21 protein-coding genes and 1 pseudogene are annotated in these 26,871 nt (G+C 64.0%); 11 read left to right on the forward strand and 11 right to left on the reverse strand.

Features of this window, described 5'->3' with window-relative positions; all coding sequences use genetic code 11:
• Nucleotides 1–138: 138 nt before the first annotated feature.
• Nucleotides 139–1,152: a UDP-glucose 4-epimerase GalE gene (galE, locus tag ACVIHF_RS21630; protein ID WP_456792480.1), complete on the forward strand. Its 1,014-nt coding sequence runs from the start codon at nt 139–141 to the stop codon at nt 1,150–1,152.
• A gap of 110 nt (nt 1,153–1,262) precedes the next feature.
• Nucleotides 1,263–3,074 (forward strand): ABC transporter ATP-binding protein, encoded by a 1,812-nt coding sequence (locus ACVIHF_RS21635; RefSeq protein ID WP_456792481.1) that lies wholly within the window; start codon nt 1,263–1,265, stop codon nt 3,072–3,074.
• A 7-nt stretch (nt 3,075–3,081) separates the two neighbouring features.
• On the opposite strand, the gene ACVIHF_RS21640 is transcribed toward ACVIHF_RS21635, so the two are convergent.
• A complete protein-coding gene (locus ACVIHF_RS21640) occupies nt 3,082–4,260 on the reverse strand; it encodes a dipeptidase (RefSeq protein WP_456792482.1) in 1,179 nt (392 codons plus the stop codon).
• Between the two features lie 153 nt (nt 4,261–4,413).
• Here ACVIHF_RS21640 and ACVIHF_RS21645 point away from each other — a divergent pair, with 153 nt between their 5' ends.
• Entirely contained in the window at nt 4,414–5,115 is a 702-nt protein-coding gene (locus ACVIHF_RS21645) for a fumarylacetoacetate hydrolase family protein (RefSeq protein ID WP_076825777.1), read from the forward strand.
• Nucleotides 5,116–5,182: 67 nt separating this feature from the next.
• Here ACVIHF_RS21645 and ACVIHF_RS21650 read toward each other — a convergent pair whose 3' ends face one another.
• Nucleotides 5,183–5,407 (reverse strand): hypothetical protein, encoded by a 225-nt coding sequence (locus ACVIHF_RS21650; RefSeq protein ID WP_141342916.1) that lies wholly within the window; start codon nt 5,405–5,407, stop codon nt 5,183–5,185.
• A 16-nt stretch (nt 5,408–5,423) separates the two neighbouring features.
• On the opposite strand from ACVIHF_RS21650, the gene ACVIHF_RS21655 reads away from it, so the two are divergent.
• Nucleotides 5,424–5,888 carry a hypothetical protein gene (locus ACVIHF_RS21655; RefSeq protein WP_456792483.1) on the forward strand — a complete coding sequence of 155 codons (465 nt, stop codon included), beginning with the start codon at nt 5,424–5,426 and terminating at the stop codon, nt 5,886–5,888.
• Nucleotides 5,889–5,979: 91 nt separating this feature from the next.
• Here the strand turns inward: ACVIHF_RS21655 and ACVIHF_RS21660 are convergent, their stop codons facing one another.
• From ACVIHF_RS21660 to ACVIHF_RS21675, 4 genes are all read right to left on the reverse strand, one after another.
• A complete protein-coding gene (locus ACVIHF_RS21660) occupies nt 5,980–6,354 on the reverse strand; it encodes an SPW repeat protein (RefSeq protein WP_229191981.1) in 375 nt (124 codons plus the stop codon).
• A gap of 21 nt (nt 6,355–6,375) precedes the next feature.
• Nucleotides 6,376–7,740 carry an MFS transporter gene (locus tag ACVIHF_RS21665; protein WP_229191982.1) on the reverse strand — a complete coding sequence of 455 codons (1,365 nt, stop codon included), beginning with the start codon at nt 7,738–7,740 and terminating at the stop codon, nt 6,376–6,378.
• A gap of 271 nt (nt 7,741–8,011) precedes the next feature.
• Nucleotides 8,012–9,694, reverse strand: a complete 1,683-nt coding sequence (gene ggt / locus ACVIHF_RS21670) for a gamma-glutamyltransferase (protein WP_456792484.1) — start codon at nt 9,692–9,694, stop codon at nt 8,012–8,014.
• A gap of 254 nt (nt 9,695–9,948) precedes the next feature.
• Nucleotides 9,949–11,646: an NAD-dependent malic enzyme gene (locus tag ACVIHF_RS21675; protein WP_456792485.1), complete on the reverse strand. Its 1,698-nt coding sequence runs from the start codon at nt 11,644–11,646 to the stop codon at nt 9,949–9,951.
• A 325-nt stretch (nt 11,647–11,971) separates the two neighbouring features.
• Between ACVIHF_RS21675 and ACVIHF_RS21680 the strand changes: the two genes are divergently transcribed.
• The gene (locus ACVIHF_RS21680) at nt 11,972–12,127 is read left to right on the forward strand and encodes a hypothetical protein (RefSeq protein ID WP_016843659.1); all 156 of its coding nucleotides are present in this window, start codon (nt 11,972–11,974) and stop codon (nt 12,125–12,127) included.
• Nucleotides 12,128–12,217: 90 nt separating this feature from the next.
• Here the strand turns inward: ACVIHF_RS21680 and ACVIHF_RS21685 are convergent, their stop codons facing one another.
• The gene (locus ACVIHF_RS21685; RefSeq protein ID WP_456792486.1) at nt 12,218–13,147 is read right to left on the reverse strand and encodes an aspartyl/asparaginyl beta-hydroxylase domain-containing protein; all 930 of its coding nucleotides are present in this window, start codon (nt 13,145–13,147) and stop codon (nt 12,218–12,220) included.
• A 353-nt stretch (nt 13,148–13,500) separates the two neighbouring features.
• Between ACVIHF_RS21685 and ACVIHF_RS21690 the strand changes: the two genes are divergently transcribed.
• The 4 genes and pseudogenes from ACVIHF_RS21690 (at nt 13,501) to ACVIHF_RS21705 (ending at nt 18,023) form a co-directional block, all read left to right on the forward strand.
• A complete protein-coding gene (locus ACVIHF_RS21690) occupies nt 13,501–14,703 on the forward strand; it encodes an ABC transporter substrate-binding protein (RefSeq protein WP_456792488.1) in 1,203 nt (400 codons plus the stop codon).
• Nucleotides 14,704–14,713: 10 nt separating this feature from the next.
• Nucleotides 14,714–16,432, forward strand: a complete 1,719-nt coding sequence (locus tag ACVIHF_RS21695; RefSeq protein ID WP_456792489.1) for an FAD-dependent oxidoreductase — start codon at nt 14,714–14,716, stop codon at nt 16,430–16,432.
• Nucleotides 16,433–16,437: 5 nt separating this feature from the next.
• A pseudogene (locus ACVIHF_RS21700) lies at nt 16,438–17,195 on the forward strand (SDR family NAD(P)-dependent oxidoreductase).
• Between the two features lie 27 nt (nt 17,196–17,222).
• Nucleotides 17,223–18,023: an IclR family transcriptional regulator gene (locus tag ACVIHF_RS21705; protein WP_225644480.1), complete on the forward strand. Its 801-nt coding sequence runs from the start codon at nt 17,223–17,225 to the stop codon at nt 18,021–18,023.
• Between the two features lie 591 nt (nt 18,024–18,614).
• Here ACVIHF_RS21705 and ACVIHF_RS21710 read toward each other — a convergent pair.
• The 4 genes from ACVIHF_RS21710 to ACVIHF_RS21725 form a co-directional block, all read right to left on the reverse strand.
• Nucleotides 18,615–19,676 carry a hypothetical protein gene (locus tag ACVIHF_RS21710; protein ID WP_456792490.1) on the reverse strand — a complete coding sequence of 354 codons (1,062 nt, stop codon included), beginning with the start codon at nt 19,674–19,676 and terminating at the stop codon, nt 18,615–18,617.
• A gap of 323 nt (nt 19,677–19,999) precedes the next feature.
• Nucleotides 20,000–21,427, reverse strand: coding sequence for an adenosylhomocysteinase (gene ahcY / locus ACVIHF_RS21715; RefSeq protein ID WP_456792491.1), 1,428 nt, complete (start codon nt 21,425–21,427; stop codon nt 20,000–20,002).
• 126 nt (nt 21,428–21,553) lie between these two features.
• Nucleotides 21,554–22,750: a methionine adenosyltransferase gene (gene metK / locus ACVIHF_RS21720; protein WP_253607814.1), complete on the reverse strand. Its 1,197-nt coding sequence runs from the start codon at nt 22,748–22,750 to the stop codon at nt 21,554–21,556.
• A 60-nt stretch (nt 22,751–22,810) separates the two neighbouring features.
• A complete protein-coding gene (locus tag ACVIHF_RS21725) occupies nt 22,811–24,166 on the reverse strand; it encodes a hypothetical protein (RefSeq protein ID WP_016843649.1) in 1,356 nt (451 codons plus the stop codon).
• A 346-nt stretch (nt 24,167–24,512) separates the two neighbouring features.
• On the opposite strand from ACVIHF_RS21725, the gene ACVIHF_RS21730 reads away from it, so the two are divergent.
• Together ACVIHF_RS21730 and ACVIHF_RS21735 are read left to right on the forward strand one after the other, a co-directional pair.
• A complete protein-coding gene (locus ACVIHF_RS21730) occupies nt 24,513–25,355 on the forward strand; it encodes an FkbM family methyltransferase (protein WP_456792492.1) in 843 nt (280 codons plus the stop codon).
• 20 nt (nt 25,356–25,375) lie between these two features.
• Complete coding sequence (locus ACVIHF_RS21735) at nt 25,376–26,863, forward strand: glycosyltransferase (protein WP_249168185.1); 1,488 nt, start codon at nt 25,376–25,378, stop codon at nt 26,861–26,863.
• Nucleotides 26,864–26,871: the final 8 nt, after the last annotated feature.

Raw genomic sequence — 26,871 nt, forward strand, 5'->3', positions numbered from 1 at the left:
CGGCACTCAAGTCTCCGTTTCGTGCCAGTTCCTATACGCAACATTAAGCATAGTGGCCAGTTCGGCCGCGGCGAAACCCCCTCTTCACCGCACTCCCGCTAGCATCACCGGTTAAAGAATATCGGGAGAGCTCTATCCATGACCGTGCTCGTGACCGGCGGCGCCGGCTATATCGGAAGTCACATGGTTCATGCGCTGGTCGATGCCGGCGAGAGCGTCGTCGTGGTCGACAACCTTTCCACCGGCTTCTCCGCGTTCCTGCCCGAAGGCGTGCCGCTGTTCATCGGCGATGCCGGCGACGAGAATCTCGTCGAGGGCGTGATCGCCCAGCACGGCATCGACAGCATCATCCATTTCGCGGGCTCCGTCGTGGTGCCGGACTCGATGCGCGATCCACTCGGCTACTACCGCAACAACACCATGACGACCCGCAGCCTGCTCAACGCGGCGGTGAAGGGCGGAGTCAGCCGCTTCATCTTCTCCTCGACCGCGGCCGTCTACGGCAACCCGGACCAGGTGCCGGTGCCGGAGATCGCACCGACGCGTCCGCTGTCGCCCTACGGCTCATCGAAGCTGATGACCGAGATCATGCTGCACGACGTCGCGTCCGCTCATGGCATGAGCTACGTCGTGCTGCGCTACTTCAACGTCGCCGGCGCCGACCCGAAGGGCCGCGTCGGCCTTGCCACCATCGGCGCCACCCATCTGCTCAAGATCGCGGTCGAGGCCGCGACCGGCCAGCGCGCCAAGATCGATGTGTTCGGCACCGACTATCCGACCCAGGACGGCAGCTGTATCCGAGACTTCATCCATGTCAGCGACCTCGTCGAGGCGCATCGCTCGGCGCTGTCCTATCTCCGCGCCGGCGGGCAATCGGTGACGATGAATTGCGGTTATGGCCGCGGCTATTCCGTGCTCGAGACGATCGAGGCGGTGCGCCGGGTCTCGATGCGCAATTTCGCGGTCGCCTACGCCGCGCGCCGGTCCGGCGACATCATGACCATGGTGGCCGACACGACAAGGATCCGCTCACTGCTCGACTGGACGCCGCGCTACGATGATCTCGAGACCATCGCGAGCCACGCACTGGCCTGGGAGGAGAAGCTGTTCCGGGAGCGCGCCGGCTCCGCACGACAAGCGGAATCGGCCTAAAAAACAAACCGTTATCAAGCAGTTATTGTGCTTGAAAAAGCCCCGCCAAGCGGGCAAGGAGGTCCCGCAACCCTGACGGCCGGCGCTGCCCCGCCGTCAATGGAACGCGGATGGCCCAGTTTCCAAAGAAAATTACCGACGATCCCTATGGCGCGGCGATCCTGATTCGCCGCCTGGTCATGGAACAAGGCATTACCTATTGGCGGCGCTATCTGACGGCGTTCGCCCTGATGGCCGTTGCGGCCGGCTCGACGGCCGGCGCCACCTACGTGCTCGGCCAGGTGATCAACCAGGCCTATGTCGACAAGAACATCCCCGGCATCGCCATGTTCGCCGGGATCACGGTGGTGCTGCTGTTCATCAAGGGCTTGGCGACCTACGGCCACATGGTGATCCTGAACAAGATCTCCAACGCCATCCTCGCCAGCAACCAGCGGCAACTATTCGCCAAGCTGATGAGCGAGAGCATCGGCTTCTTCTCGCAGCGGCACTCGTCGGAATTCCTGGCGCGGCTGACCGCCGGCGCCAAGTCGATCACCGACGTACTCAACATGCTGGTCAACGCGATCGGCCGCGACTTCCTGATGCTGATCAGCATGGTCGCCGTCATGGTCTGGCAGGACCCGCTGATGTCGTTTATCGGGCTCGTGGCGGTGCCGCCGGCGATGCTGATGCTGCGCAGGCTGGTGAAGCGGATCAAGGGGCTCGCCTACAACCAGTTCACCGGCACCGCCGACATCATGGAGACGATGCAGGAATCGCTGCAGGGCATCCGCACCGTGAAGGCGTTCACGCTGGAAGGCACCATGCAGCAGCGGATCGACGAGCACATCGCAACCGTCGAGAGCAATGCCAACAAGATGGCGCGCGTCGCCAACCGTTCCAATCCGCTGATGGAGATGCTCGGCGGCTTCGCGGTCGCCGGCTGCCTGATGTATGGCGGCTACAGCGTGGTGGCGCTCGGTTCCACGCCGGGCCAGTTCTTCACGTTCCTGACCGCCTTCCTGATGGCGACCGAGCCGGCCAAGCGGCTGGCGCGGCTCAACATCGACCTCAACAGCCAGCTGGTCGGCGCGCGGATGCTGCTCGAGGTGGTCGATAGCCCGGCGAGCGAACAGACCGACGACGACAAGCCGGCCCTGAAACTCTCCGACGCGCGGATCGAGCTGCGCGACGTCAGCTTCGCCTATCGGCCGGGCGAGCCGGTGCTGAACCGCATGAGCTTCGTCGCCGAGCCCGGCAGGGTGACCTCGCTGGTCGGCCCCTCCGGCGGCGGCAAATCGACCGTGCTGGCCTTGCTGCTGCGCTTCTACGAGACGCGCGAGGGCGACATCCTGATCGACGGACAGCCGATCTCGTCAGTGTCGCGCAAGTCGCTGCGGCAGCAGACCGCCTATGTCGGACAGGACGTCTATCTGTTCCGCGATACCATCCGCGCCAACATCGCCTTCGGCAAGCAGGGCGCCACCGAGCAAGAGATCGTCGACGCCGCCAAGGCCGCCTGTGCACACGACTTCATCATGAGCTTCCCTCTCGGCTACGACACGCCGGTCGGCGAGCACGGCACGCAGCTGTCCGGCGGGCAGCGCCAGCGCATCGCGGTCGCCCGCGCGCTGATCAAGAACGCGCCGATCATCCTGCTCGACGAGGCCACCGCCGCGCTCGACTCGGAGTCCGAGAAGCAGGTGCAGGAAGCGATCGAGCATCTCTGCCAGGGCCGCACCACAATCGTGATCGCGCACCGCCTGCACACCATCATGCATGCCGATGCGATCCTTGTGGTCGAGGGCGGCGAGATCGTCGAGCGCGGACGGCACGAGGAGTTGCTGCGCCGCGGCGGCCGCTACGCCTCGTTCTTCCGCCTGCAGCACCACCACGACCCGTCGCCGCTGGCGCTGGCGCCGATCAGCGCCACCGGCTAGGTCCCTCTCATCCCCTCGGGGCAATGCCGGCGCGGAGCACGCGCAGCACGTTGCCGCCCATGACCTTGCGGATGTCGTCCTCCGAGAACCCGCGCGACATCAGCGCCTGGGTCACGGCGACGATCTCGCTGGCATCGAAGCCCGTCGTGGTCGAGCCGTCGAAATCCGACCCGAGGCCGACATGGTCGATCCCGACCAGGTCGCGCACATGGGCGATCGCCCGCGCCACGTTGTTCGGATCGAGCGAGCAGACGGCGCCTTGCCAGAAACCGATGCCGACCACGCCGCCGGTCCGCGCGACACCCCGGACTTCGTCATCAGTGAGGTTGCGGTTGACCTTGCAGGTCGCCTGAACGCCGCCATGGCTCGAGACCACCGGGCGCGTCGCCATCGCCAGCACCTCGGTGACCGCCGCGTGGCTCGCATGCGCGAGGTCGACGATCATGCCCATCGCCTCCATCCGCTGCACCACCTGCCGGCCGAGCGGCGTCAGCCCGCCCTTTGCGACGCCGTGCATTGAGCCTGCGACATCATTATCGAAGAAATGCGCGAGACCGGCCATTCTGAATCCGGCGGCGTAGAGCACGTCGAGATTGGCGATATTGCCCTCTATATTCTGCAGGCCCTCGATCGACAGCATGCCGCCAACCACCGTCGCGCCGCTCTTGCGGTCGGCGAGCAGGCGGTCGAGGTCGGCCGGCGTTGCGATCAGGCGCAGCCGTCCCGCGGACAGTTCGGCGAAGCTCCGCAGTTTCTCGGCATGCCACAGCGAGCGCTGCAGCAACGAGAACCACGTCCGCGGCGGCTGCAGATCGATGATGGCGAGGTTCGTGATGGTGTCGGTATCGGCGCCGTTGGCATCATAGTTCTGGCCCTTGGGCGACTTGGTGACCGACGAGAACACCTGCAGCGCGTAGTGTCCCTCGATCAGGCGCGGCAGGTCGATATGGCCGCGATCGGATCGCGCGATCAGGTCACGCTTCCACAGCAGGCTGTCCGCATGCATGTCCGCCACGTCGAGCGTCGCCTGCAGGGCCGTTGCGGCGGGCGTGATATCCAGCGCCACGCGCTGGACCCTGTTCTGCGCCCGGTCGATCCGCTCCGGGACGACCGTGAAAAAGCGAACGGCGGCGGCGATCAGGACCACGGCGACCAGCGCCAGGCCGATCGAAAGCCATTTCCTCATGGACACCACCGCCTTTGTCGACCAAAGGCGGCTGCGCTCGGCGGAAAGCTGGCCTCACCTCTGCGCCGGATGCAGCCGCAGCCACTAGCCCTGAGCGGCGTAAGCGCGTAAATACCGCCCGCGCTCCCTCCTTCAACCCTCCGGGACCCGTTCATGAACGCCGCATCCACCGTCATTCCGCTTCCCCCGCAGCCCTCGCTTCCCGTCGTCGGCGAATCCGGCACCTATCCGGTCCGCCGCATCTGGTGCGTTGGCCGCAACTATCTCGAGCATATCAGGGAGATGGGCAATGACGAGCGCGCGCCGCCGTTCTTCTTCGGCAAGCATGCCGACATGCTGGTGCCCGATGGCGCGATCATCCCCTATCCGCCGCTGACCAAGGACCTGCATCACGAGGTCGAGCTGGTGGTGGCGATGAAGAGCGGCGGGCTGAACATTCCCGCCGACAAGGCGCTCGAGCATGTCTACGGCTATGCCGTCGGCATCGACCTGACCCGCCGCGACCTGCAGATCGCCTCGCGCAAGAAGGAGCGGCCCTGGGAGATCGGCAAGTCGTTCGACTATTCCGCGCCGTGCTCGGCGATCCAGCCGGCCGCGAAGATCGGCCACCCGACCGCGGGCAAGATCTGGCTCACCGTCAACGGCAAGGAAGCCCAGAAGGGCGACCTCACCGAGCTGATCTGGAACGTGCCTGAAATCATCTGGCAGCTCTCGCAGCAGGTGAAGCTCGCCGCCGGCGACATCATCATGACCGGCACGCCCGCGGGCGTCTCGCAGCTGCAAGTGGGCGACAAGCTCGAATGCGGTGTCGACGGCGTCGGCAAGCTCGCGGTGACGATCGGCAAGCCGGAATAACCGCCTCAGGAACGAGGCAAGGCCCAAAGCCCCGGACCTCAGGTCCGGGGCTTTTTGCTGTGCGCCATCAGCGCATCGTGCCGGGCATGCAGGGCGGCTCGGTGAAGGGAGCGGTCGCGAACGATCCGACCTTCGGCGCGCGCACGCAATCGGTGGTCTTGCTGCTGACCGTCGTTGTCGTCATCGAAGCATTGGCGCGCCGCACCGCAGCGTTGTTGCCGGCGGCCGACGCCTGCGCCGAACAGGCGGCTGCGGCAACCAGCGCAAGCGCCGCGAGGGTCACTTTGGTCATGGGATTTCTCCGTACGGTGGATGAAGCCGACCTAGCTCGGCTCCTGTGTTCAGGACCGCGCGCGCCCGGAAATTATTTCATCACGCGCGATCACCGCGCCGCGAGCGCCCGATCACATCAGATGGAGCGGGGAATACCGGAGCGACCGGGGCACTCCATGTCATCAAGGCCGCGCGCAAAACGCGGCGATGACGGCATGGAGACTTTCATGATCGATCTTCGACGACCCGGCGTACGACTTGGCTTGGCTGCGATTATGTCCGCGGCAATGGCGACCGCTTGCTTCGCACAGGCGGCGGTCCAGCAGCCCCGCGCCTACGCGTCAAACGAAACCGCGAGCAGGCCGTGGTCGGCGCCGGTCGGCCATCGCCAGCCGCGCGCCGCCGATATTCCGGCGACGACATCGACATCGCAGCAGATCATCGATCTGGAGGACGCGATCGTCGACCGCAAGATCAAGGGGATTTGCCGCGGCTGCTAGAGCATGATCCGGAAAAGCGCGAAGCGGTTTTCCGAGGAGGTCATGCTCAAAGACAAGGAGCCACACCCCTCGGTCTCGCCGGCGGCGGATCCTACTGCCTTTCGGCGGCCTGCGGCGCCGCCGGGCCGAAATGCGTCTTCTCGTATTCGAGCCACAGCTCGAGCAGCGCCATGAATGCCACCACCGCGCCGGCGGCGATGGCAAAATGCATCGCGCGGGTATGCGTGAAGCCGAGCAGCCAGGGCGAGACGATCAGCCAGCATCCGACGACCAGGTTGATCCATTCTTCCCAGATCGAGAACGCGACGATCGCCGCCAGCGACATGATCGCGATCGCCGCGCCGCTGATCCTGAGATCGATCGCCGCCGTCGGATTGGCCCGCACGAACAGCCACGGCGCAGCGAGCAGGAAAATCGCTGCGATGAGGTTATAGAGATCGAGCGCGGATTCTTTTCGCCACTTCATCATCGATTGCTCCCTTGCTACTCAAACCCGCTGCTGATGCGCCTCGGGCGCATTGATGTCCCTGCCCGTGTAGTCGGTCATCATCGCGGTCGCGACCAGCGTGATGATTGCGCAAGCCGCGATATAGGCCGCGATCGCGGTCGCCGAATGGAACGTGCCGAACAGCCAGGTCGCGATCAGCGGTGCCGGACCGCCGGCGATCACGGAAGCAAGCTGATAGCCGAGCGAGGCGCCGCTGTAGCGCAGGCGACCAGTAAAGCTCTCTGCGATCAGGGCCGCCTGCGGGCCGTACTGCATGTCGTGCGGAATCAGCGACAGGAAGATCGCAAGGAAGATGATCGTTTCCGATCCGGTGTTAAGCATCGCGAAATAGATGAAGCCGAACACGCCGGTCACGGCAGCGCCGATCATGTACATGTTCTTGCGGCCGATCTGATCGGAGATGTGCCCGCACAGCGGGATCGAGACGAACGACAGCACCGAGGCCGCGAGCACCGCGGTCAGCAGGAAGTCACGCGACACGTGCAGCGTTCCGACGCCGTAGGAGAACACGAAGGCGGTGAAGATGTAGAACGGCGCCTGCTCGGACATCCGCGCGAAGGCGGACAGCAGGATCTCCTTCGGATGATCGCGGATCACCGTCAGCATCGGCGTGCGGTCGAGCTGACGCTCGGCCAGCAGCTTGCTGAACACAGGCGTTTCCAGAATGCCGAGCCGGATGTAGAGGCCGACACCGACCAGGACGATGCTGAGCGCGAACGGAATGCGCCAGCCCCACGACAGGAACTGGTCGCCCGACATCTGGCTGAAAGCCAGCACCGCGAGATTGGCGAGGAACAGTCCGCAGGGCACGCCGAATTGCGGCCATGACGCGATCAGGCCGCGGGAGCGATCGTTGCGCGCCCATTCCATCGACATCAGCACCGAGCCGCCCCATTCGCCGCCGACGCCGACGCCCTGGATGAAGCGCAACACGGTCAGGATCACCGCACCCCAGATGCCGATGCTGGAATAGGTCGGCACCAATGCGACCGCCGCGGTCGCCAGTCCCATCAACAGCAGCGTCGCGATCAGCGTCGACTTGCGGCCGATGCGGTCGCCATAGTGCCCGAAGATCGCAGCCCCGATCGGCCGCGCGACGAAGCCGACCGCATAGATGGCGAAGGCCTCGAGCGTGCCGACCCAGGGATCGGAATGCGGAAAGAACAGTTTTGCGAACACCAGGCCGGTGACGGTGCTGTAGAGAAAGAAGTCATACCACTCGATCGCGGTCCCGACGGTGGAGGCGATCACCGCACGGCGCATCTGCAGCTGATGCTCGGATGGTGTGAGCCGGTTGGCGTCGAGGCCGGGGGTCAGACCAAGCATTGGGCCAAATCTTGCCATGGGGGTGTCTCCCTCGCACAGGCCCCCGGACGGATATTGACTGTGGTTTGTTTGAGTACAAACGATAAGGCGCGCCGGAAAGTTCCACCGGAACGGACCATCGACGCTTGAACTTTAGTCGGCCTTCAGTCGGCCATGGCGAGCGACAGATCGCAACGCGTCGAGGGCGTCGTCCGCCACCGCTCGCCCACCGGCGGACCATGCTTCGCATATGGCTGCCGGATGCGCCCGGCAGCCGCCGGGCGGCTCCGTCAATCCACCGCGCTTCGTCTCATGACAGCCCGAGCGCCCGCCCGTCGCTGCGTGGATCATGCGCCCCGGTGATGCTTCCGTCAGCGTCGATCCGGATCGCACCCGGATGTCCTGCGAGCGGGCTCTGGGCTGGTATCGGACTGATTTCGTGGCCGCGCTCGGCGAGCGCCTTGAAGACCGCTTCACCGGCATCCTTCTCCAGCTTCAGGCTGTCGCGCGCATCGGAGAACGTCTTGCCGAGCAGGAAGCGCGGCCGCGATAGCGCGGTGAGCGGATCCATGTTGTAGTCGATCAACCTGGTCAGCACCGCCGCGAGCGTCTGCGGCTGGCCGTCGGCTCCCTGCGTGCCGTACAGCAGATGCGGCCGTCCGCTCTTGAGATAGATCCCCGGATTGAGCGTGTGGAACGGCCGCTTGCCCGCCTTGAGGCAGTTGGGGCTGGCCGGGTCGAGGTTGAACGACGCACCGCGGTTGTGCCAGATGATGCCGGTGTCGCCGGCCACCATGCCGCTTCCCCAATCGTAGTAGACGGTTTGCAGCATGCTGACGCAATTGCCGTCCCGGTCGGTCGCGGCGAGATAAACCGTGTCGCCCTTCTTGAACACGTGCGGCCACGGCATCGCCTTCTCGAGGCTGATCGCCTTCGCGCGCGCGTCGAGGTAGCTCGCCGAGAGCAGCTGATTGACCGGAACGTCGACGAATTCCGGATCGCCGATGTAGCGGCCGCGGTCGATGAAGGCCTGCTTCACCGCTTCGACCAGCAGGTGATAGTAGTCCGCGCTCCCTTCCGGATATTTCGCGAGCTCGAAGCGGTCGAGGATGCCCATAATCTCGAGCGTCGTGAGACCCTGCGTCGGCGGGCGCAGCCCGAGCAGCTCGCCGCCGCGATAGCCGACGCGCAACGGCGTCTCGTCGCGCGCGCGGCAGCGCGCCAGATCGTCGGCGGTCAGCGGCGAGCCGATCTGCTTCAGTCCGGCCGCAATGCGCGCGGCGAGCTTTCCTTCATAGAAATCACGCCCGCCATTTGCCGCCAGCATCTCCAGTGATTTCGCGAGCTCGGCCTGAACCAGCGGCTCGCCGATTTCAGGCATCCTGCCGGCGGGCATGAAGATGCGCTGGATGTCGGGCCAGTCCTTCAGGTTCTTCGCTTCCATGTCCTGCCAGAAGCGCTGCGACGGCGTGACCGCGAAGCCCTTGCTGGCGTATTCGATCGGGCGCGCGAACAGCGACGCCCAGCTTTGCTTTCCGGCCCAGGACTTGCGGCTGAAATCGAACGCCTGGTCCCAGACGTCGACGGTCGTGGCCGCGGTCAGCGCCGCCCCCGGCCCCCGGATCGGGACCGAGCCGCTGTAGTTCGGCAGGTTGAGCGCAGCCTGACCTGCGCCGGACAGCGTCCGGACATTTCCCTTGCGGTCACTGATCACCATGAAGCTGTCGCCGCCAAGGCCGCTGAAATGCGGATAGGTCACGCACAGCGTGGCGCCGATGGCGATGACCGCCTCGATCGCATTTCCGCCCTTGCGCAGCACCTCGAGTCCCGCCTGCGTGGCGAGCTCGTGCGGGCTCGTCACCATGCCGGTCTTCGATCGCGCCAGCGCGCCCGTGCTGTCGAGCGCCCAGAGCGGTCGCGGCGCCGCCGCGGCGACCGCCGTGAGCATGGACCCGACCAATAACTCCCTGCGCGACATGCCAAGATCGGCCATTCGACTTCCCTCCCCGTTTCCTCGTTGTGTCGATGTTGTGCGATCGCGGGCTGTGGACACCGCGACGTCCAAATCCCCGAAGGACCGCCACTGGCATTTGGCATACCAAGATTGAAGAAAATTCTTACTTCGGTCAAGCCCGTTGAGAAGGCGCGAGCGAGGTCGAGCCCACCCTGACCCGATCATGATGGTCATAAAATCGATGCGGGGCCGCGCGCGGCCCGGAGGATCGCGCCGCGCCGACGCGCCGAGCTCTAAGCCCGATCGCTGCGGCGGTACGGCACGTAGCGCGGCGTCCAGACCTTGGCGTGAATCCGCGCCTCGACCTGGTCGATCGGAACGTCCCTCGCCAATCCCTCCTTGTGCGCCTGCAGCGCGACCGCAAGCGCCACGGTCTGCGAGACGTCGCGCAACGCGCTGACCGGCGGCAGCAGATTGTGCTTCGGGTTGTCGCGCGCCGGCGAGACGCTGGCCAGCGCCTTGGCGGCGGCCATGAACATGCCGTCGCTGACCCGGCTGGCACCGACCGCGAGCGCGCCGACGCCGACACCCGGGAAGATGTAGGAGTTGTTGGTCTGGTCGACCTTGAAGCGCGCGCCGTCGCGCATGATCGGCGGGAACGGGCTGCCGACGCCGATCAGCGCCCGCCCCTCGGTCCACGCCTCGATATCGACCGGCGACGCCTCCTCGCGCGAGGTCGGATTGGACAGCGGGAAGATCACCGGTCGCTTGTTGCATTCGGCCATCGCGCGGACGATCGGTTCGGAGAATGCGCCGGCCTGGCCGGAAACGCCGATCAGCACGGTCGGCCTGGCATTGCGCACGACGTCGAGCAGCGCGATCTTGTCGGGATGGCTGAGCTGCCAGCCCGCGATCGCCTGCCTGTCCTGCACGAACGGAAGCTGGAACGGGGCGAGCCCGCTCATACCCTCGAGCAGCAGCCCGTCGCGGTCGACCATGAAGAAGCGCTTCGCCGCCTCGCTCTCCGACAGGCCGGCATCGACCATCGCGGCGCGGATCAGGCTGGCGATGCCGCAGCCGGCCGAGCCTGCGCCCAGCACGGCGACGCGCTGCTCGGTGAGCGGCACGCCGGTGACGTTGATCGCGGAGAGCAAGGCGCCGGTCGCCACCGCCGCGGTGCCCTGAATGTCGTCGTTGAAGGTCAGGAGCCGGTCGCGATAGCGCTCGAGCATGCGCGTCGCGTTGTTCTTGGCGAAATCCTCCCACTGCAGCAGGACGCGCGGCCAGCGCTTCACCACCGCCGCGACGAAAGCCTCGATGAAGTCGTCATAGGCCTGGCCGCGAACGCGCTCGTTGCGCCAGCCGACATAGAGCGGATCGGCGAGGCAATCGGGATTGTCGGTGCCGACGTCGAGCATGATCGGCAGCGTCGTCGCCGGATGCAGGCCGCCGCAGCCGGTATAGAGCGCGAGCTTGCCGATCGGGATGCCCATGCCGCCGGCGCCCTGGTCACCGAGGCCGAGGATGCGCTCGCCGTCGGTCACCACGATCGCCTCGACGTGATCGAAGCGCGGATGGGCGAAAATGCGATCGATCCGGTGCTGATGTGGGATGCTGAGGAACAGCCCGCGCGGCTTGCGGAACAGCCGACTGAATTTTTGGCAGCCCTCGCCGACGGTCGGCGTGTAGACGATCGGCAACAGCTCTTCCAGGTTGCCGACCAGGAGCGCGTAGAACAGCGTCTCGTTGGTGTCCTGCAGCTCGCGCAGAAAGGCATAGCGCTCGATGTCGGTCTCAAAGCCGCGCAGCGCCTCGAGGCGGCGCGAGACCTGCTCGTCCAGCGTCAGGATATTGGGCGGCAACAGGCCATGCAGGTCGAACGCCTCGCGCTCAGCCTCGGAGAACGCCGTGCCCTTGTTCAGCTGCGGATCGGCCAGCAGCTCGTAGCCGCTCAGCGCAGTGGTCGCAAAAGCTCCTGATGACTCCGACATGGCAAGGTCCCCTCAATGCGAAACGCCAGATGGGACGTTATCACGCCCACGTAACGGATCGGAGCGCGAAGGCGCGCCGCCGCGCAAAGTTGAACGGCCCCGACGCTGCGGCTGCACCTCCTGATCGACACCAACATACCTTGGTATAGCCCGCCTGATTCCTTGTGATGGCCCGTGCTTACGCCCGTACAGTTGAGCGCTGGCGAGAGATTTTTACACTCGCGGCTACTCCAACGTGATCAGGATCACTGCTCCGAGCCGTCAATCGCAAGACTGTCACGCGTGGCAGGTGTCGACTGGAACGCGGGTTTCGAGGACCACTCAGATGATCGTCAACATTCAGAAGCTGAACGGCCTGTGGCACCTGATCGTCGGGTCGTGCAAGATCCGAACTCCGTTCCTGGAGACCCAGGACAGGGAGTGGGTCGTCGCCTATGCCAGGCGAATCTACCCTGGCGCCAAGGTTTTCGAGCGCGACTGACGCTGTTCCGCCTCACAGCTCTCGTCCCAGACAAAAAGCCCCGGAGCATGCTTCGGGGCTTTTGCTTCCAACGCGGCAACGCCGCCGCGGTCAGTGCAGCGCCGACATCACGATCAGGCCGAGGATCAGCGCGGTCGCGGAATATTTGAGCGTGTAATACACCTTCCGATTCCACTCCTTGACCTTGCGGCTGGCGAGATGGATCTCGTAGAGCTTGCCGAACACCTTGTTCAGCGCGCCGACATGCTCGCCGTCGACGTTCTGGGTCGCCGACGCCTTGACGATGTTGTGGCTGACCCAGCGGTTCATCGCCGTCATGAAGCCGTACTTCATCGGGCGCTCGACGTCGCAGAACAGGATGATGCGATTGACGTCGGTCTTGTTCTCGGCGCTGTGGATGAAGGTCTCGTCGAACATGAAGGCCTCGCCGTCGCGCCAGACGCATTCGACGCCGTCGACGAGGATGCGGCACTGGTTCGAGTTCGGCGTCACGAGGCCGAGGTGATAGCGCAGCGAGCCGGCGAAGGGATCGCGGTGCGCCCCGAGCTTACCGCCCGGCGGCAGCATCGCGAACATCGCGCCATGCACGTTCGGGATCGAGTTGAGCAGCTCCACCGTCTTCGGGCAGAGCGTCCGCGCCGACGGCAGGAAGTCGTCGTACCATTTCAGATAGAAGCGCTTCCAGCCGCTCTTGAAGAAGGAGTAGAAGCCCCAGTCGTTGTTCTTGGCCGCGGCACGGATGAAGCCTTCGTCGAACAGGCGCGTGGCCTCGTCGCGGATCGTCTCCCAATTGTCGGAGAGCTTCTTGAGCTCGGGAAACTGCTCGACCGGAATCACCGGCGTGTTGGGCACGGCGGAGCCAGCATACATCAGCACATTGTAGGGCGCGAGGTAGGTCGAGTGATCGCCGAGTTGGCGAGCGAAGCGCAACCGCTGCTTGCCGCGGAAGTGAACGTACAGCGTAGAGGCCACCAGCACGTAGAGAATGACGAGCTGCGGCGCGAAGAGCTGTCTCAACATGATCCGTCTATGATCGCTGCCCGCCGACGCTCTTCATGCCCCGCCCCGCAGGAGCCTTGCCCTTCACGGGTGGCCCAGTCCGGGCGGCGAAACGCGTCGCCGTCCGCGAAAATTCCCCTGTTTCATAGTGACTTGGCACCGCGGCGCGGTCTGGCAAATGAGCCGGAATCGTTGCCGCGGTGCCGTCCCGGACGAGCCATGTAAGCGTTCGCTCACCAAATGTGAAGCGTCGCGCCGCGCGGGTGCCGGCTTTGTGACACAATTCACGCACCTAATTCGCCATTGACAAACTGATTAGACAATTCCTAATCCTGAGATGACCCGCCGAAGAGCGCGGACATCCAATGGGAGGAATGATGAGAAAGTTTCTGGCGGCAGCCCTTGTCGCGGCGATGACCACGGCCGCTCACGCCCAGGTTTCCGATGACGTCGTGCGCATCGGCGTGCTGACCGACCTGTCGAGCTGGGGGCGCGACAATTCGGGCCCGGGCTCGGTCGAGGCGGCCAAGATGGCGGTCGAGGAATTCGGCCCCACCGTGCTCGGCAAGCCGATCGAGATCATCTCCGCCGACCACCAGATGAAGACCGATGTCGGCGTGCAGATCGTGCGCGGCTGGTTCGACAACGGCAAGGTCGACGCCGTCGTCGACATCCCGAATTCCGGCATCGCGATCGCCGTGCACAACATGGTGCGCGAGCGCAACAAGATCGCGCTCTTGTCCGGTCCCGGCGCGAGCTCGCTGACCGACGAATTGTGCAGCCCCAACACGGTGCATTTCGCCTACGACACCTACGCGCTCTCCAAGGTGACGGCCTCGGCCGTGATCAAGGAAGGCGGCAAGTCCTGGTTCTTCGTCACCGCGGATTATGCCTTCGGCCAGCAGCTCGAGAAGGACGCGACGCGCTTCATCAACGAGATGGGCGGCAAGGTGCTCGGCAGCGTCAAGCATCCGACCAACACCGCCGACTTCTCCTCGTTTGCGCTGCAGGCGCAGAGCTCGAAGGCCGACGTGGTGGCGTTCGCCAATGCCGGCCAGGACACCGACAATTCGATCAAGCAGTCCGGCGAGTTCGGCCTCGTGCAGGGCGGCCAGAAGCTGGTCGGCCTCTTGATGTTCGATACCGACGTGCATGCGATCGGCCTCAACGCCGCGCAGGGCACCTACATGACGACGGCGTCGTACTGGAACATGGACGGGAAGACGCGCGCCTGGTCGAAGAAGTTCTACGCCCGAGCCAATGTGATGCCGACCATGATCCAGACCGGCGTCTACGGCTCGGTGCTGCATTATCTCAAGGCGATCCAGGCCGCCGGCACCGACGATCCGAAGGCGGTGATGGCCAAGATGCGCGAGCTGCCGATCGAGGACACCTTCGTGCATGGCGGCAAGCTGCGCGAGGACGGCCGCGTGATCCGCGACATGTATCTGGCGAAGGTGAAGAAGCCTTCGGAGTCCAAGGAGCCGTGGGATTATCTCGACATCGTCAAGACGGTGAAGGGCGAGGACGCCTATCGTCCGGTCTCCGAGTCGAAGTGCCCGCTGCTCAAGAAATAGGATCGATCGCGTGGCCAACGAAGAAGCTTATGATTGCGACGCGCTGGTCGTCGGCTCCGGCTGCGCCGGGCTGTCGGCGGCGGTCACCGCCGGCCATCACGGCCTCAAGGTTCTGGTGGTCGAGAAGGAGCCGCGGTTCGGCGGCACCACCGCGCGCTCCGGCGGCTGGCTGTGGATCCCCGGCACCTCGCTGGCCAAGGCCTGGGGCATCGAGGAGAGCCCCGATCAGGCCAAAACCTATCTGCGCCACGAGGCCGGCAACAGTTTTGACGCTGCTCGCGTCGATGCGTTCCTGACCGAAGGGCCGAAGGCGGTCGACTTCTTCACGACGAAGACCGCGGTACGCTTCGACATGCCGCTGACCTTCCCGGACTATCATGCGGAAGCGCCGGGCGGCGCGCAGGGCGGCCGCTCGATGGTGACGCGGCCGTTCGACGCCCACGAGCTCGGCGACGCCCTCAAGAATCTCGGCAGCCCCCTGCCCGAGCTCACCGTGTTCGGCATGATGCTCGGCTCCGGCAAGGAGATCGTGCATTTCATGCGCGCGACGAGATCGCTGACCTCGGCGGCTTATGTCGCCAAACGGCTGTCGAAGCACGCCATCGACGTGATGCGCAACGGCCGCGGCATGACGCTGACCAACGGCAACGCGCTCGCCGGACGGCTGGCGAAATCCGCCTTCGACCTCAAGATCCCGCTTTGGCTCAACTCGCCGGTGCGCGAATTGATCGTCGAGAACGGCGCGGTGCGCGGCGCGGTCGTCGTGCGTGAAGGGCGCACGATCCGCGTCAACGCCAAGCGTGGCGTGGTGCTCGCCTGCGGCGGCTTCCCGCATGACGTCGCGCGACGGCAGAAGATGTTTCCGCACGCCCCCACTGGAAAAGAGCATTATTCGCCGGGCCCGACCGGCAACACCGGCGACGGCTTGCGCCTTGCGGAATCCGCCGGCGGCCGCGTCGACGACTCGCTGCCGAACGCCGCGGCCTGGGTGCCGGTCTCGGTCACGACGCGCAAGGACGGCTCGAAGGGCGTGATGCCGCATTTCATCGATCGCGCCAAGCCGGGCGTGATCGCGGTGATGGCCGACGGCAGGCGCTTTACCAATGAGGGCAATTCCTACCACGACTTCGTGCAGGCGATGATCAGGGCGGCGAAGCCCGGCGAGGAGATCGCGGCGCATCTCATCTGCGATCACGAGACGTTGCGCAAATACGGCCTCGGCTGCGTGCCGCCGCGCCCGATGCCACTCGGCCATCATCTGAAGACCGGCTATCTCAAGCGCGGCGCGACGCTGGCGGAGCTCGCCGCGCAGGCCGGCATCGACGCCAAGGCGCTCGAGGCGACCGTCGCGGAGTTCAACACCACCGCGGCGGAGGGACGCGATCCCGCCTTCGGCAAGGGCTCGCGCGCCTATAACCGCTACCAGGGCGATGCGCTGCACGGGCCCAATCCCTGCATCGCGCCGATCCAGCACGGGCCGTTCTACGCCATCAAGATGGTGATCGGCGATCTCGGCACCTATGCCGGCATAAGGACCGATGCCAATGCCCGCGCGCTCGACGCCGACGGCCAGCCGATCGCCGGCCTCTATGCCGCCGGTAACGACATGGCGAGCATCATGGGCGGCAACTATCCCGGCGCCGGCATCACACTCGGGCCCGCGCTGACCTTCGGCTACATCGCGGGCAAGCACATCGCCGGCGTGGCGGCGGAAGGAAGCGCGGCATGAGCGCAATGGCGACCCTGCTCGCAGGCAAGCGCGCGCTGGTGACCGGCGCTGCGCACGGCAACGGTCGCGCCATCGCGCTTGGCCTCGCGGCGCATGGCGCGGACGTTGTTGTGACCGACATCGATCGCGCCGGCGCCGAGCAAACCGCGGCCGACATTCGCCAGCACGGCCGCGCCGCATGGCCGTTCGAGCTCGATGTCACCGATACGGAGGCGTGCTCCGCGCTGGCGCAGCGTGCGGCGCGCGAGGTCGGGCCGATCGCGATCCTGGTCAACAATGCCGGCATCATCATCCGTGAGGGCATCGACTCGCCCCGTGCACGCGAGAATTGGCGGCGGGTGCTCGACGTCAACCTGACCGGCACGTTCAACGTCACCCACGCCTTCCTGCCGGCATTGCGCGAGACGCGCGGCACGATCATCAATCTCGGCTCGATCGCGTCCTTCCTCGGCGTTGCCGATACGCTGGGCTATGCGCCGTCCAAGGGGGGCGTCAAGCTCCTCACCCAGGCGCTCGCCCGCGAGCTTGCCGCCGACGGCATTCGTGTCAATGCGATCGCGCCCGGCGTGATCGAAACGGCGATGACCGAAGCGACCCGCAACGACCCGGGCCGGCTCGCCGGATTTCTGGGCCGCACACACCGCTCGGCCGCGTCGGGCAGCCGGAGGAGCTGGTCGGCCCGGTGGTGTTCCTCGCATCGGAGCTGGCATCTTATGTGAACGGCGTGACCATGCCGGTCGACGGAGGGTTTCTCGCCGTATAAGCACATTGTCGGAGCTGGCAGGGCCACATGACGAGAGAGAGCCGCGGCATACAGTCGATCGAGGTCGGCGGAGAATTGCTCCGCGCGCTGGCCCGCAGCGGCGAACCGATGATGCTGCGCGATCTCGCCCGCGAAGCCGGCATGCCGCCGGCCAAGGCGCATCCCTATCTCGTCAGCTTTTCCCGCATCGGCCTGATCGAGCAGGACGAGACCACTGGCCGTTACGAGATCGGGGCGCTGGCGCTCGAGCTCGGCCTGATCAGCCTGCGCCGGCAGTCGGCGGTACGGATCGCAACGCCGCGGATCGCAGCGCTCGCCGACAGCATCAATCACGCGGTGTCGCTGTCGGTCTGGGGCACCCACGGTGCGACCGTGGTGCGGCTCGAGGAGCCGAGCCATCCGGTGCATATCGCGATGCGCGTCGGATCGGTGGTGGCGCTGCTCGAGACCGCGACCGGCCGCGCCTTCGCCGCCTTCATGCCGCCGAACGCGATCAGGACCGCGCTCGACAGTGGCCTCGATCGCCTCGGCGTCGGCTACAATCCGAAGCGTCCGCCGGCGGACGCGAAGACGGCCGATATCCTCGCCGAGGTCCGCAGCCGCGGGCTGGCGCGGGCGATCGGCGATCCCTTGCCCGGCGTCAACGCCTTCGCCGCGCCGGTGTTCGATCACGCCCGCCACGTCGCGCTGGTCATCACAGCGATGGGCCCGGAGGGCACCTTCGACGCCAGCTGGGACAGCGCAATTGCAACTGCGCTGCGCGATTGTGCGGGCGAGATCTCACGGCAACTGGGGCACGGCACAGCGCCGGCGACCGAAAGACCGTGACCTAAGCACGCTCGTCCGGCTCCCTCCTCGCGCGCAAGTGCCACTGAGTTGCCCTACATGGCAAGTCCTCCGGTGCTTATCCGGAGCACAACTCAGTGTATGATGTGTCCGTCTCACCCGATCGAGGGGGGCTGCGCATCGTCACGGATGTTACGGTGAGATGCGGTTGACGCCCGAGCGCACGTAGTGGCTGGTGTCTTCAAAGCGCGCAGCGCCTTTGCGAAAGAAAGTACGTCCGATCGGCGCATCAAGCTAACATCGAACCAGATTTAAGACTTGTCGGCAACACTCTCCGAATCGGCGCGCGGCACTCCAGCCTCCACGACCTCCCGGGATACTGCGCGGCTGCATCCAACAGCGAAACACGACACCGACCGGTGACGAAATGACACGATTGATGAAATCAGCGACCATCACCAGGTTCATGAGCGAGCTGTGGTGCCGTTCACTCATGCTCTGTTCAAGCTATTTAGATTAGGACTGCGAACGGATCGGGAAGCAATATCGATACGTCCGCAGCCAGCTCGAGACGGTGCTTCATCAGGTTCTTCCAGTAAACTCGTCCGCGTAACCAACATATAGCCGACTCGCTCACAGCTTGCAGAGGTATTGACGTCCATTCGTATTTGGATCGGATCCGTCGCTAGACGACAAGAAGAGCGCTCCACCCCAATGCGAATATGCGCCTCGCCCAATTTTCTGGATCGTGTCATGAGCTGAGTGGGGTGGTCCAAGGAGCTTACCATCCTCGAACAATGCGAGGCTAGAACTTATGGGGCTCGTACTGTCGTCACCCCGCGGAAGATAATCCGGCAGTGTCGCACCCCACATTAAGCCGCCGTTGCTCGCAAACGACTCGATACGAAACTCGGTCGGTTTACCGGACTCGATCCGGCGACCGTTCTCAATCTCGAAGGGACTGAACCACTCGATCGCGTCGGATAGATGGCGTTGACCTGTAAATTTCCGGCCGTACAGGCTTTGGGTTGGGATTGCCCAATCGAGGGAATCGGGACGCTTGCGGGCGACGAGCATGTGGAAGGCGATTCTTTGGTCGAAGGTGCCGATAAGGCCTTCGCCGTACGAGCCGAGCAGGGCTGGTTTAACGAGCCAGCGCGGCGACTGCGGAGAGAAGTGAAGCGAAATCGAGTTGAGCAGGTCGAATTTCGCCGCCGCATAATAGTCAAGCATGAGCGTAGGGCTGAATTGATAGAAGCCATGATCAACGCAATTGCTCATCGGCAAGATATGGACGGCAAGGCCGCCGGGACGCAGCATGCGCGAGATGTTGGTGAGCGCGTTCGGAACGTGAAAGACGTGCTCCAGCGTCCCGCCGTTAAGCACCACGCCGAAGCGGCCGATCAATTCAGGTGGAAGACTTTCATTGTTTAGATCAAACTCGAAATCGGCGCCCTCGTATTTGCTGATGTCGATGCTTGACAGATCATTTAGCCCTCCGCACATTTGAAAATAACGAGCCGCGCTCATAGGGCGATCGGCGGATGCCCATAGCGAAACCTTCTCTATGGCTTTAGTAAAGGCTTTCTCTGAGAAGCCGCAGTCCATCACACCAAGCGTTGCGACCGGCCCGTTGGCATGGTGTGCCAAAAGCCACCCGCGCAATAGGACTGCAACGTTGAGCGCCAAACCCATGATGATGCCTCACTTTGGAGGGGCAGCGCATTTGCCTCCCCTACTGACTAGCCGATTGCGGGGTAAGAGCCGCAGGGCAAGTAGCTCTGTAACCCGAGAGAGCCGACCCTAGCAACCCGAGCCTTGGCAGGCCATCTCTGATTTCCCGAATCCGAAAAGGACCTTATTGCACGGCCCATTTTGGTATGACCGGTCCTTGACCGGTGCACGGGGGCGACCAGTCAAATTGCGTGCGGCATCCCAGCTTGATGCACGAGCCTGCCTAGCAAAAAGCCCCGGGCGAGGCCGGGGCTCTTCACGTGATCGATTGCTGCGGGCGCGGATCAGTAGCGGTAGTGATCCGATTTGTACGGACCTTCCTGCTTCACGCCGATATAGTCAGCCTGATCCTTGCGCAGCTCGGTCAGCTTGACGCCGATCTTGGCGAGGTGCAGGCGGGCGACCTTCTCGTCGAGCGTCTTCGGCAGCACGTAGACCTTCTTGGCGTACTTGTCGTCCTTGTTGTTGGCGAACAGCTCGATCTGCGCCAGCGTCTGGTTGGTGAAGGAGGCCGACATCACGAAGGACGGGTGGCCCATCGCATTGCCGAGGTTCACCAGCCGGCCTTCCGACAGCATGATGATGCGGTGCTTGTCGGGGAATTCGATCTCGTCGACCTGCGGCTTGATGTTGGTCCACTTCAGATTGCGCAACGCGGCGATCTGAATCTCGTTGTCGAAGTGACCGATGTTGCACACGATGGCGCGATCCTTCATCGCGCGCATGTGATCGATGGTGATGATGTCCTTGTTGCCGGTGGCGGTGACGAAGATGTCGGCGCGCGGCGCCGCGTCTTCCATGGTCACGACCTCATAGCCTTCCATCGCCGCCTGCAGCGCGCAGATCGGATCGACTTCGGAGACCATGACGCGGCAGCCGGCCTGGCGCAGCGAGGCGGCCGAGCCCTTGCCGACGTCGCCGAAGCCGGCGACCATCGCGACCTTGCCCGACAGCATCACGTCGGTGCCGCGGCGGATGCCGTCGACCAGCGACTCGCGGCAGCCATAGAGGTTGTCGAACTTCGACTTGGTGACGCTGTCGTTGACGTTGATCGCCGGGAACAGGAGCGTGCCTTTGTTGGCCATCTCGTAGAGGCGATGCACGCCCGTGGTGGTCTCTTCCGAGACGCCCTTGATGTTCTTGGCGATCTCGGCGAACCAGCCCTTCGGCTTCTCCTTCAGGAGGCGCTTGACCAGCGCGTAGAAGATCTCCTCTTCCTCGGAGCCCGGCTTGTCGAGGAAGGCGGTGTCGCCCTGCTCGGCGCGGTATCCGGCATGCACCAGCATGGTGGCGTCGCCGCCGTCATCGAGGATCATGTTCGGCGTGCCGCCGCCGTGCCAGTCGAACAGCTTTGCGGTGTAGTCCCAGTACTCGGTCAGCGTCTCGCCCTTGACGGCGAACACCGGAATGCCGGCGGCGGCGATCGCGGCCGCGGCGTGATCCTGGGTCGAGTAGATGTTGCAGGAGACCCAGCGGATATCGGCGCCGAGCGCGGCCAGCGTCTCGATCAGCACTGCGGTCTGGATCGTCATGTGCAGCGAGCCCGCGATGCGCGCGCCCTTCAGCGGTTGCTTGGGGCCGAACTCCTCGCGGGTGGCCATCAGGCCGGGCATCTCGGTCTCGGCCAGCGAGATCTCCTTGCGGCCGAAATCGGCGAGCGCAATGTCCTTGACGATGTAGTCGGTGAAGCCGGGCTTCGTGGGGGCGTTCATTTGAGCGTCCTGTTGTTGAACTGGTCGTTCCGGGGCGCCTCGAAGAGGCGAACCCGGAATCTCGAGGTGATGATTAGGGATTCCGGGTTCGCTCGCTCCCGCGGGCGCCCCGGAATGACGCAAGTATCAGAGCGCGCGCTTCAGCTGCTCGACGAGATCGGTCTTCTCCCAGGAGAAGCCGCCCTCATTGTCGGGCGTGCGGCCGAAATGGCCGTAGGCCGAGGTGCGCGCGTAGATCGGGCGGTTGAGGTCGAGATGGCTGCGGATGCCGCGCGGCGTCAGATCCATCGCCTTGGCCACCGCCTTCTCGAGCTGATCCTCCGACACCTTACCGGTGCCGTGGGTGTCGATGTAGATCGACAGCGGACGCGCCACGCCGATCGCATAGGCGAGTTGCAGCGTGCAGCGGTCGGCGAGACCGGCCGCGACGATGTTCTTGGCGACATAGCGCGCGGCATAGGCGGCCGAGCGGTCGACCTTGGTCGGATCCTTGCCGGAGAACGCGCCGCCGCCATGCGGAGCCGCGCCGCCATAGGTGTCGACGATGATCTTGCGGCCGGTCAGGCCGGAGTCGCCGTCGGGACCGCCGATGAAGAACTTGCCGGTCGGATTGATGTGCCAGATCGTCTTGTCGGTGATCCACTCCTTCGGCAGCGCCTCGCGGACATAGGGCTCGACGATGTCGCGGATCTGCTTGGACGACAGGTCCTCGACCAGATGCTGGTGCGAGACCACGATCTCGCGGACGCCGACCGGCTTGCCGTTCTCGTACTGCACCGTGACCTGGCTCTTGGAGTCCGGACCCAGCACCTTCTCGCGGCCGGAGTGGCGCGCTTCGGAGATCAGCCGCAGGATCTTGTGGGCGTAGAAGATCGGCGCCGGCATCAGGTCGGGCGTCTCGTTGGTGGCGTAACCGAACATGATGCCCTGGTCGCCGGCACCCTCTTCCTTGACCTCGCCCGGCTGCAGCGCGTCGACGCCCTGCGCGATGTCGGCCGACTGCGGATGCAGCAGGATCTCGATGTCGCAGTTCTTCCAGTGGAAGCCGTCCTGCTCGTAGCCGATGTCCTTGATTGCAGAGCGAACCACGCTCTCGATGTGGTCGTTGGTGACCGAGCTCGGGCCGCGCGTTTCGCCGGCGATCACCACCTTGTTGGTGGTCGCGAGCGTCTCGCACGCCGCGCGGATCTGCCACGGGTCGATGCCCGCTTTCGGTCCCTCGCGATAGAACAGATCGACGATCTCATCCGAGATACGATCACAGACCTTGTCCGGATGGCCTTCCGAGACCGACTCGCTGGTGAACAGGTAAGACGCGCGCATCAAGCAAACCCCTTGTTAAGTCGAAGTCCGACGTTGGTTGGTGAATATGTCCCCGGCATGTCAGTCTCGTCGCCGCGAGATGACGTAGGATTCGTCGTAGAACCACAGCCCGTTGTGTTTGCGGAGAACTTCGCGCGTGGCCTCGAGAGCTCGTCCGTTTTCGGTCGTTTCGGTCAACCGCTCATCTTCGATCTGCGCGACATACACCGCCGCATTCCACGCAGCAAAGGCCGTCGAGGTTCCGATCGAGCCGGTTACCTCATTGGGCAGCGCTTCCATATCATATCGGAAGATCGAACGGTTATCGGCGTAGGCGTTGAAGTTCAGCTCGCGGCCGGCGGAGCCCAGCTCGTATTTCACCGCGCGCAGTATCTCATGGCGGCTGACGGCGAAAGGATTTTCTCCGGGCCAGACGGCTTGAATCATTTCAAGCCCGGGATCGCCGCCGTGGGAGTGGATTCCTATCAGCCGTCCGCCGCCGCGCAGCGCGCGGGCCAGCGGCGCGATGATCCGCTTGGCGCGGAAGTTCACCGAGGATTTGGCACGGTAGGGCTGCGAGGCGATCACAAGATCGAAATTGGCTTCGGTGCGGCCGGCCCGCGGAATGATGGAATCGAGCAGGAACCGGTGATCGTCCCGGTACAGGACCAGCGCCACCGGCCGCTCATAGATCGGCATCGCATTGCCGGGGCTGAGATTGGCGCGCCAGTTCTGCTCCAGGAACGGACCGAGTTCGGCGATCTGGGCCTCGAACTCACCCGACGACGCGCCCCGCAGGGCCACCTCGTGCCAGATCATGCTGGCGGCCGCCGCGGAGTTCTTGGGCGTCAGCCACGGCGCCTCGGCGTAATACATGTTGGTGAACACGAAGACGCTGGCCGGGTGTTCGAACAGGCGGTCGGGGACCTTGTCGAGGGTGAGGCGGACGTCCTCGAGGCTCAGTTCCTTGCCGGCGACATAGAACGGCATATGTGGGAAGCGGCCATGCATGGCGCGCAGGACCCGCGCCAGCACCGTGCCGTCGCCCATCCCGGCATCGAACACCCGCAGTGCCGGCGGCCGCGGATGGATGGCGGCCAATTCCAGCGCAACCCGGTCGGCAATCACCCGCTTCTCGCTGCAGGTGTGGACGAACAGCAAATAGCGCTGGCGGTTCTCGAAGAACCGGAAATTGCCCCGCGGATCGCGCTTTTCCGGCGGCACCACGAGGCCGCGCGGCGGCGCCACGCCGCCCGGCGTCGAGGTCGCGATGAAGGCGTTGATGCGGTCGAGCGTATCGATCGTGATGCGCTTGCCCTCCCGCAGCCGGTACACCAGCTTGCCGTCATTGACGGCGCGGCGGCCGAACGTCGTCTCCGCCATGTCGGAGCGACGGCAGAAATCCGTGATCTGGCTGAGGATTTCGTCGTTCTTCATGGCGCCTTGAGTGGGCAGCGGCGAGTGGGATAAGAGTGGGCAGAGGCTATACGTGGTGAATTGATATCACCATCTTCCCACCAAGGGAAGGCCTACGCGCTATCGGAGGACCATACCGCGAGGCACGACCGCCCCCTGTTTGACCGCTATTGCCCGGTCCACACGATCGGATGCGCTCTCTCGCCGCTCTTTTGCGGCGCGAATTGTCACAACCACCGATTTTCAAACAAAAGTTCCACAGCCCTTCGCATCGAGGAGCGAGCTCGACGAGCGACCCAATCCGCACGTTTTACAACCGCGCCGACGTTCGTTAAGAGTGCCGGCTTTAGGGACACCAAATTCGCCAATGAAAACCACTCACAAGATCGGTGCCGCTCGCTTGATGTACCGCGCCGTTCGCGCCGGACGGTCGCTGCTGGGAAGATCCGATCGTCAGATCGCCGTCAGAAACGGCATCAACTACGATCTGGACCTGGCGCAAGGCATCGATTTCGCGATCTACCTCGGCAATATCTACGAGCGCCAAACGAGGGCCACGCTGCGCGGGCTTGTGAAGCCCGGATCACTGGTCCTCGATATTGGGGCCAATGTAGGAGCCCACACGCTCCATCTGGCTCACCTCGTTGGTCCGGAAGGACGCGTTCTCGCCTTCGAACCGACCGACTTCGCCTTTCGCAAGCTCAATCGCAATCTCGAACTGAATCCCGAGCTGCAGAAGCGCGTGATCCCTCTGCACTGCTTCCTGACCGGCAAGGACGCCGAACCCGTTCCGTCAGCCATCTATTCGAGCTGGCCGCTCACCAATGAAAGCGGCTTGCACGCAAAGCACCTTGGGCGTGAGATGCGCACGGAAGCCGCGCAAGCCCGCAGACTCGACGATGTTCTGGCCCAGTTCCCGGATCTGCGGGTGCAGCTCGTCAAGCTGGATGTGGATGGCTACGAGTGCGACGTTCTCCGCGGAGCCCCAAAGCTCATGAAGGACGTGAAGCCGATTTTCGTCATGGAACTGGCGCCCTACGTGCTCGAGGAACGAGGGACCTCCCTAGAAGAACTCTTTTCGTATTTCATTCCAAACGGGTACCGTTTTTTCGATGAAAAGCACGGCAACGCGCTGCCTTCCTCGGCCGCCGAACTAGGCCGAATGGTTTCGGACGGTGCCTGCATCAATGCAATTGCCCGTGTGCAATAGCGTGACTGTCGGAGATTGCATTGGCTTCTTATTCATCCCAGGCGAACACAGCGGCGACTTTGTCCAGCGAGCCGCGGCCGCTCAGCAACCGTAAGCGCGAATTCCTGGAGCGCATCGAGGCCACGCTTGAGGAACAGGAGCGCTGGCGGAAGATCAATTCGGCCTACTATGCCGAAGACCTTCAGTACATGCGCTTTCTAATTCCTCCTGGGAAGCGTGTGCTTGAACTGGGTTGCGGCCGCGGCGAGCTGCTCGCCGCGCTTGAGCCTTCTTATGGAGTGGGCGTCGACTTCAGCCAGGCGGCTATCACGCGGGCGCGCGAACGATTCCCCAATCTGCAATTTCATGAAGGCGACGTGGAAGATCCGCAAACGTTCGACGCGATCGAAGGTCCGTTCGACTACATTGTCATCGCGGACACGATCGGGATGTTCGACGACATCGATGGAACGCTTGGGCTGATCCAGAGGATCTGCTCACCATCGACGCGACTGGTGATTTCCTATTATTCCCCCCTCTGGGAACCGATCCTCAAGATCGGAGAAATGCTCAGACTGAAGAGCCGGCAGCCGAAGATCAATTATATCGCCACCTCGGACTTCCTTAATCTGATGGATCTTGCCGACCTTGAGGTCATCAGGCACGAGCAAAGGCAATTGCTGCCGCGGCGGTGGCTCGGGCTGGGGCCTTTCATCAACCGGTTCATCGCGCCGCTGCCGGGCATCCGCAATCTTTGCTTGCGGACATATTTTGTTGGGCGCCCCATACGGCAGTTTGCCGACCGGAAGCTCTCGGCGAGCATCCTCATTCCTTGCCGCAACGAACGTGGCAACATCGAGAGCGCCATCAAGCGCATGCCCAGGTTCGGCAGCGCGCAAGAGATCATCTTCGTCGAGGGCAACTCAAGTGACGGCACCTTCGAGGAGTGCGAGCGGGTTCGCGACGCCTATCGGGGCGTTTGGGACATCACGGTGCTGAAGCAGGACGGCAAGGGCAAAGGTGACGCCGTACGAAAAGGCTTTGCGGCAGCCAAGCAGGACGTCCTGATGATTCTCGATGCGGACCTGACCATGCCGCCCGAGGCGTTACCAAAGTACCATGCTGTGATCGAAAGCGGCAAAGCTGAATTCGTCAATGGCAGCCGCCTCATCTATCCGATGGAAAACGAAGCGATGCGGCCGCTCAACCTGATTGCCAATCGATGCTTCGCCTACATCTTCAGCTATCTGACCAACACGCGATTGACCGACACCTTGTGCGGTACCAAGGTCCTGCTGCGAAAGGACTACGAGGTGCTGGCGCGCGAGCGATCCTATTTTGGCAATTTCGATCCGTTCGGTGACTTCGACCTGATCTTCGGTGCGGTGAAGCAAAATCTGAAGCTGATCGAAACGCCCATTCACTACAAGGCCCGCACGTTCGGCCAGACTCAGATTTCGCGCTTTCGCGACGGCTGGCTGCTACTGAAGATGGTCGTATTCGCCTATCGCAAGCTCAAAGCTGTATGATCGGTGAG

The sequence above is a fragment of the Bradyrhizobium sp. USDA 4506 genome (assembly GCF_054058795.1).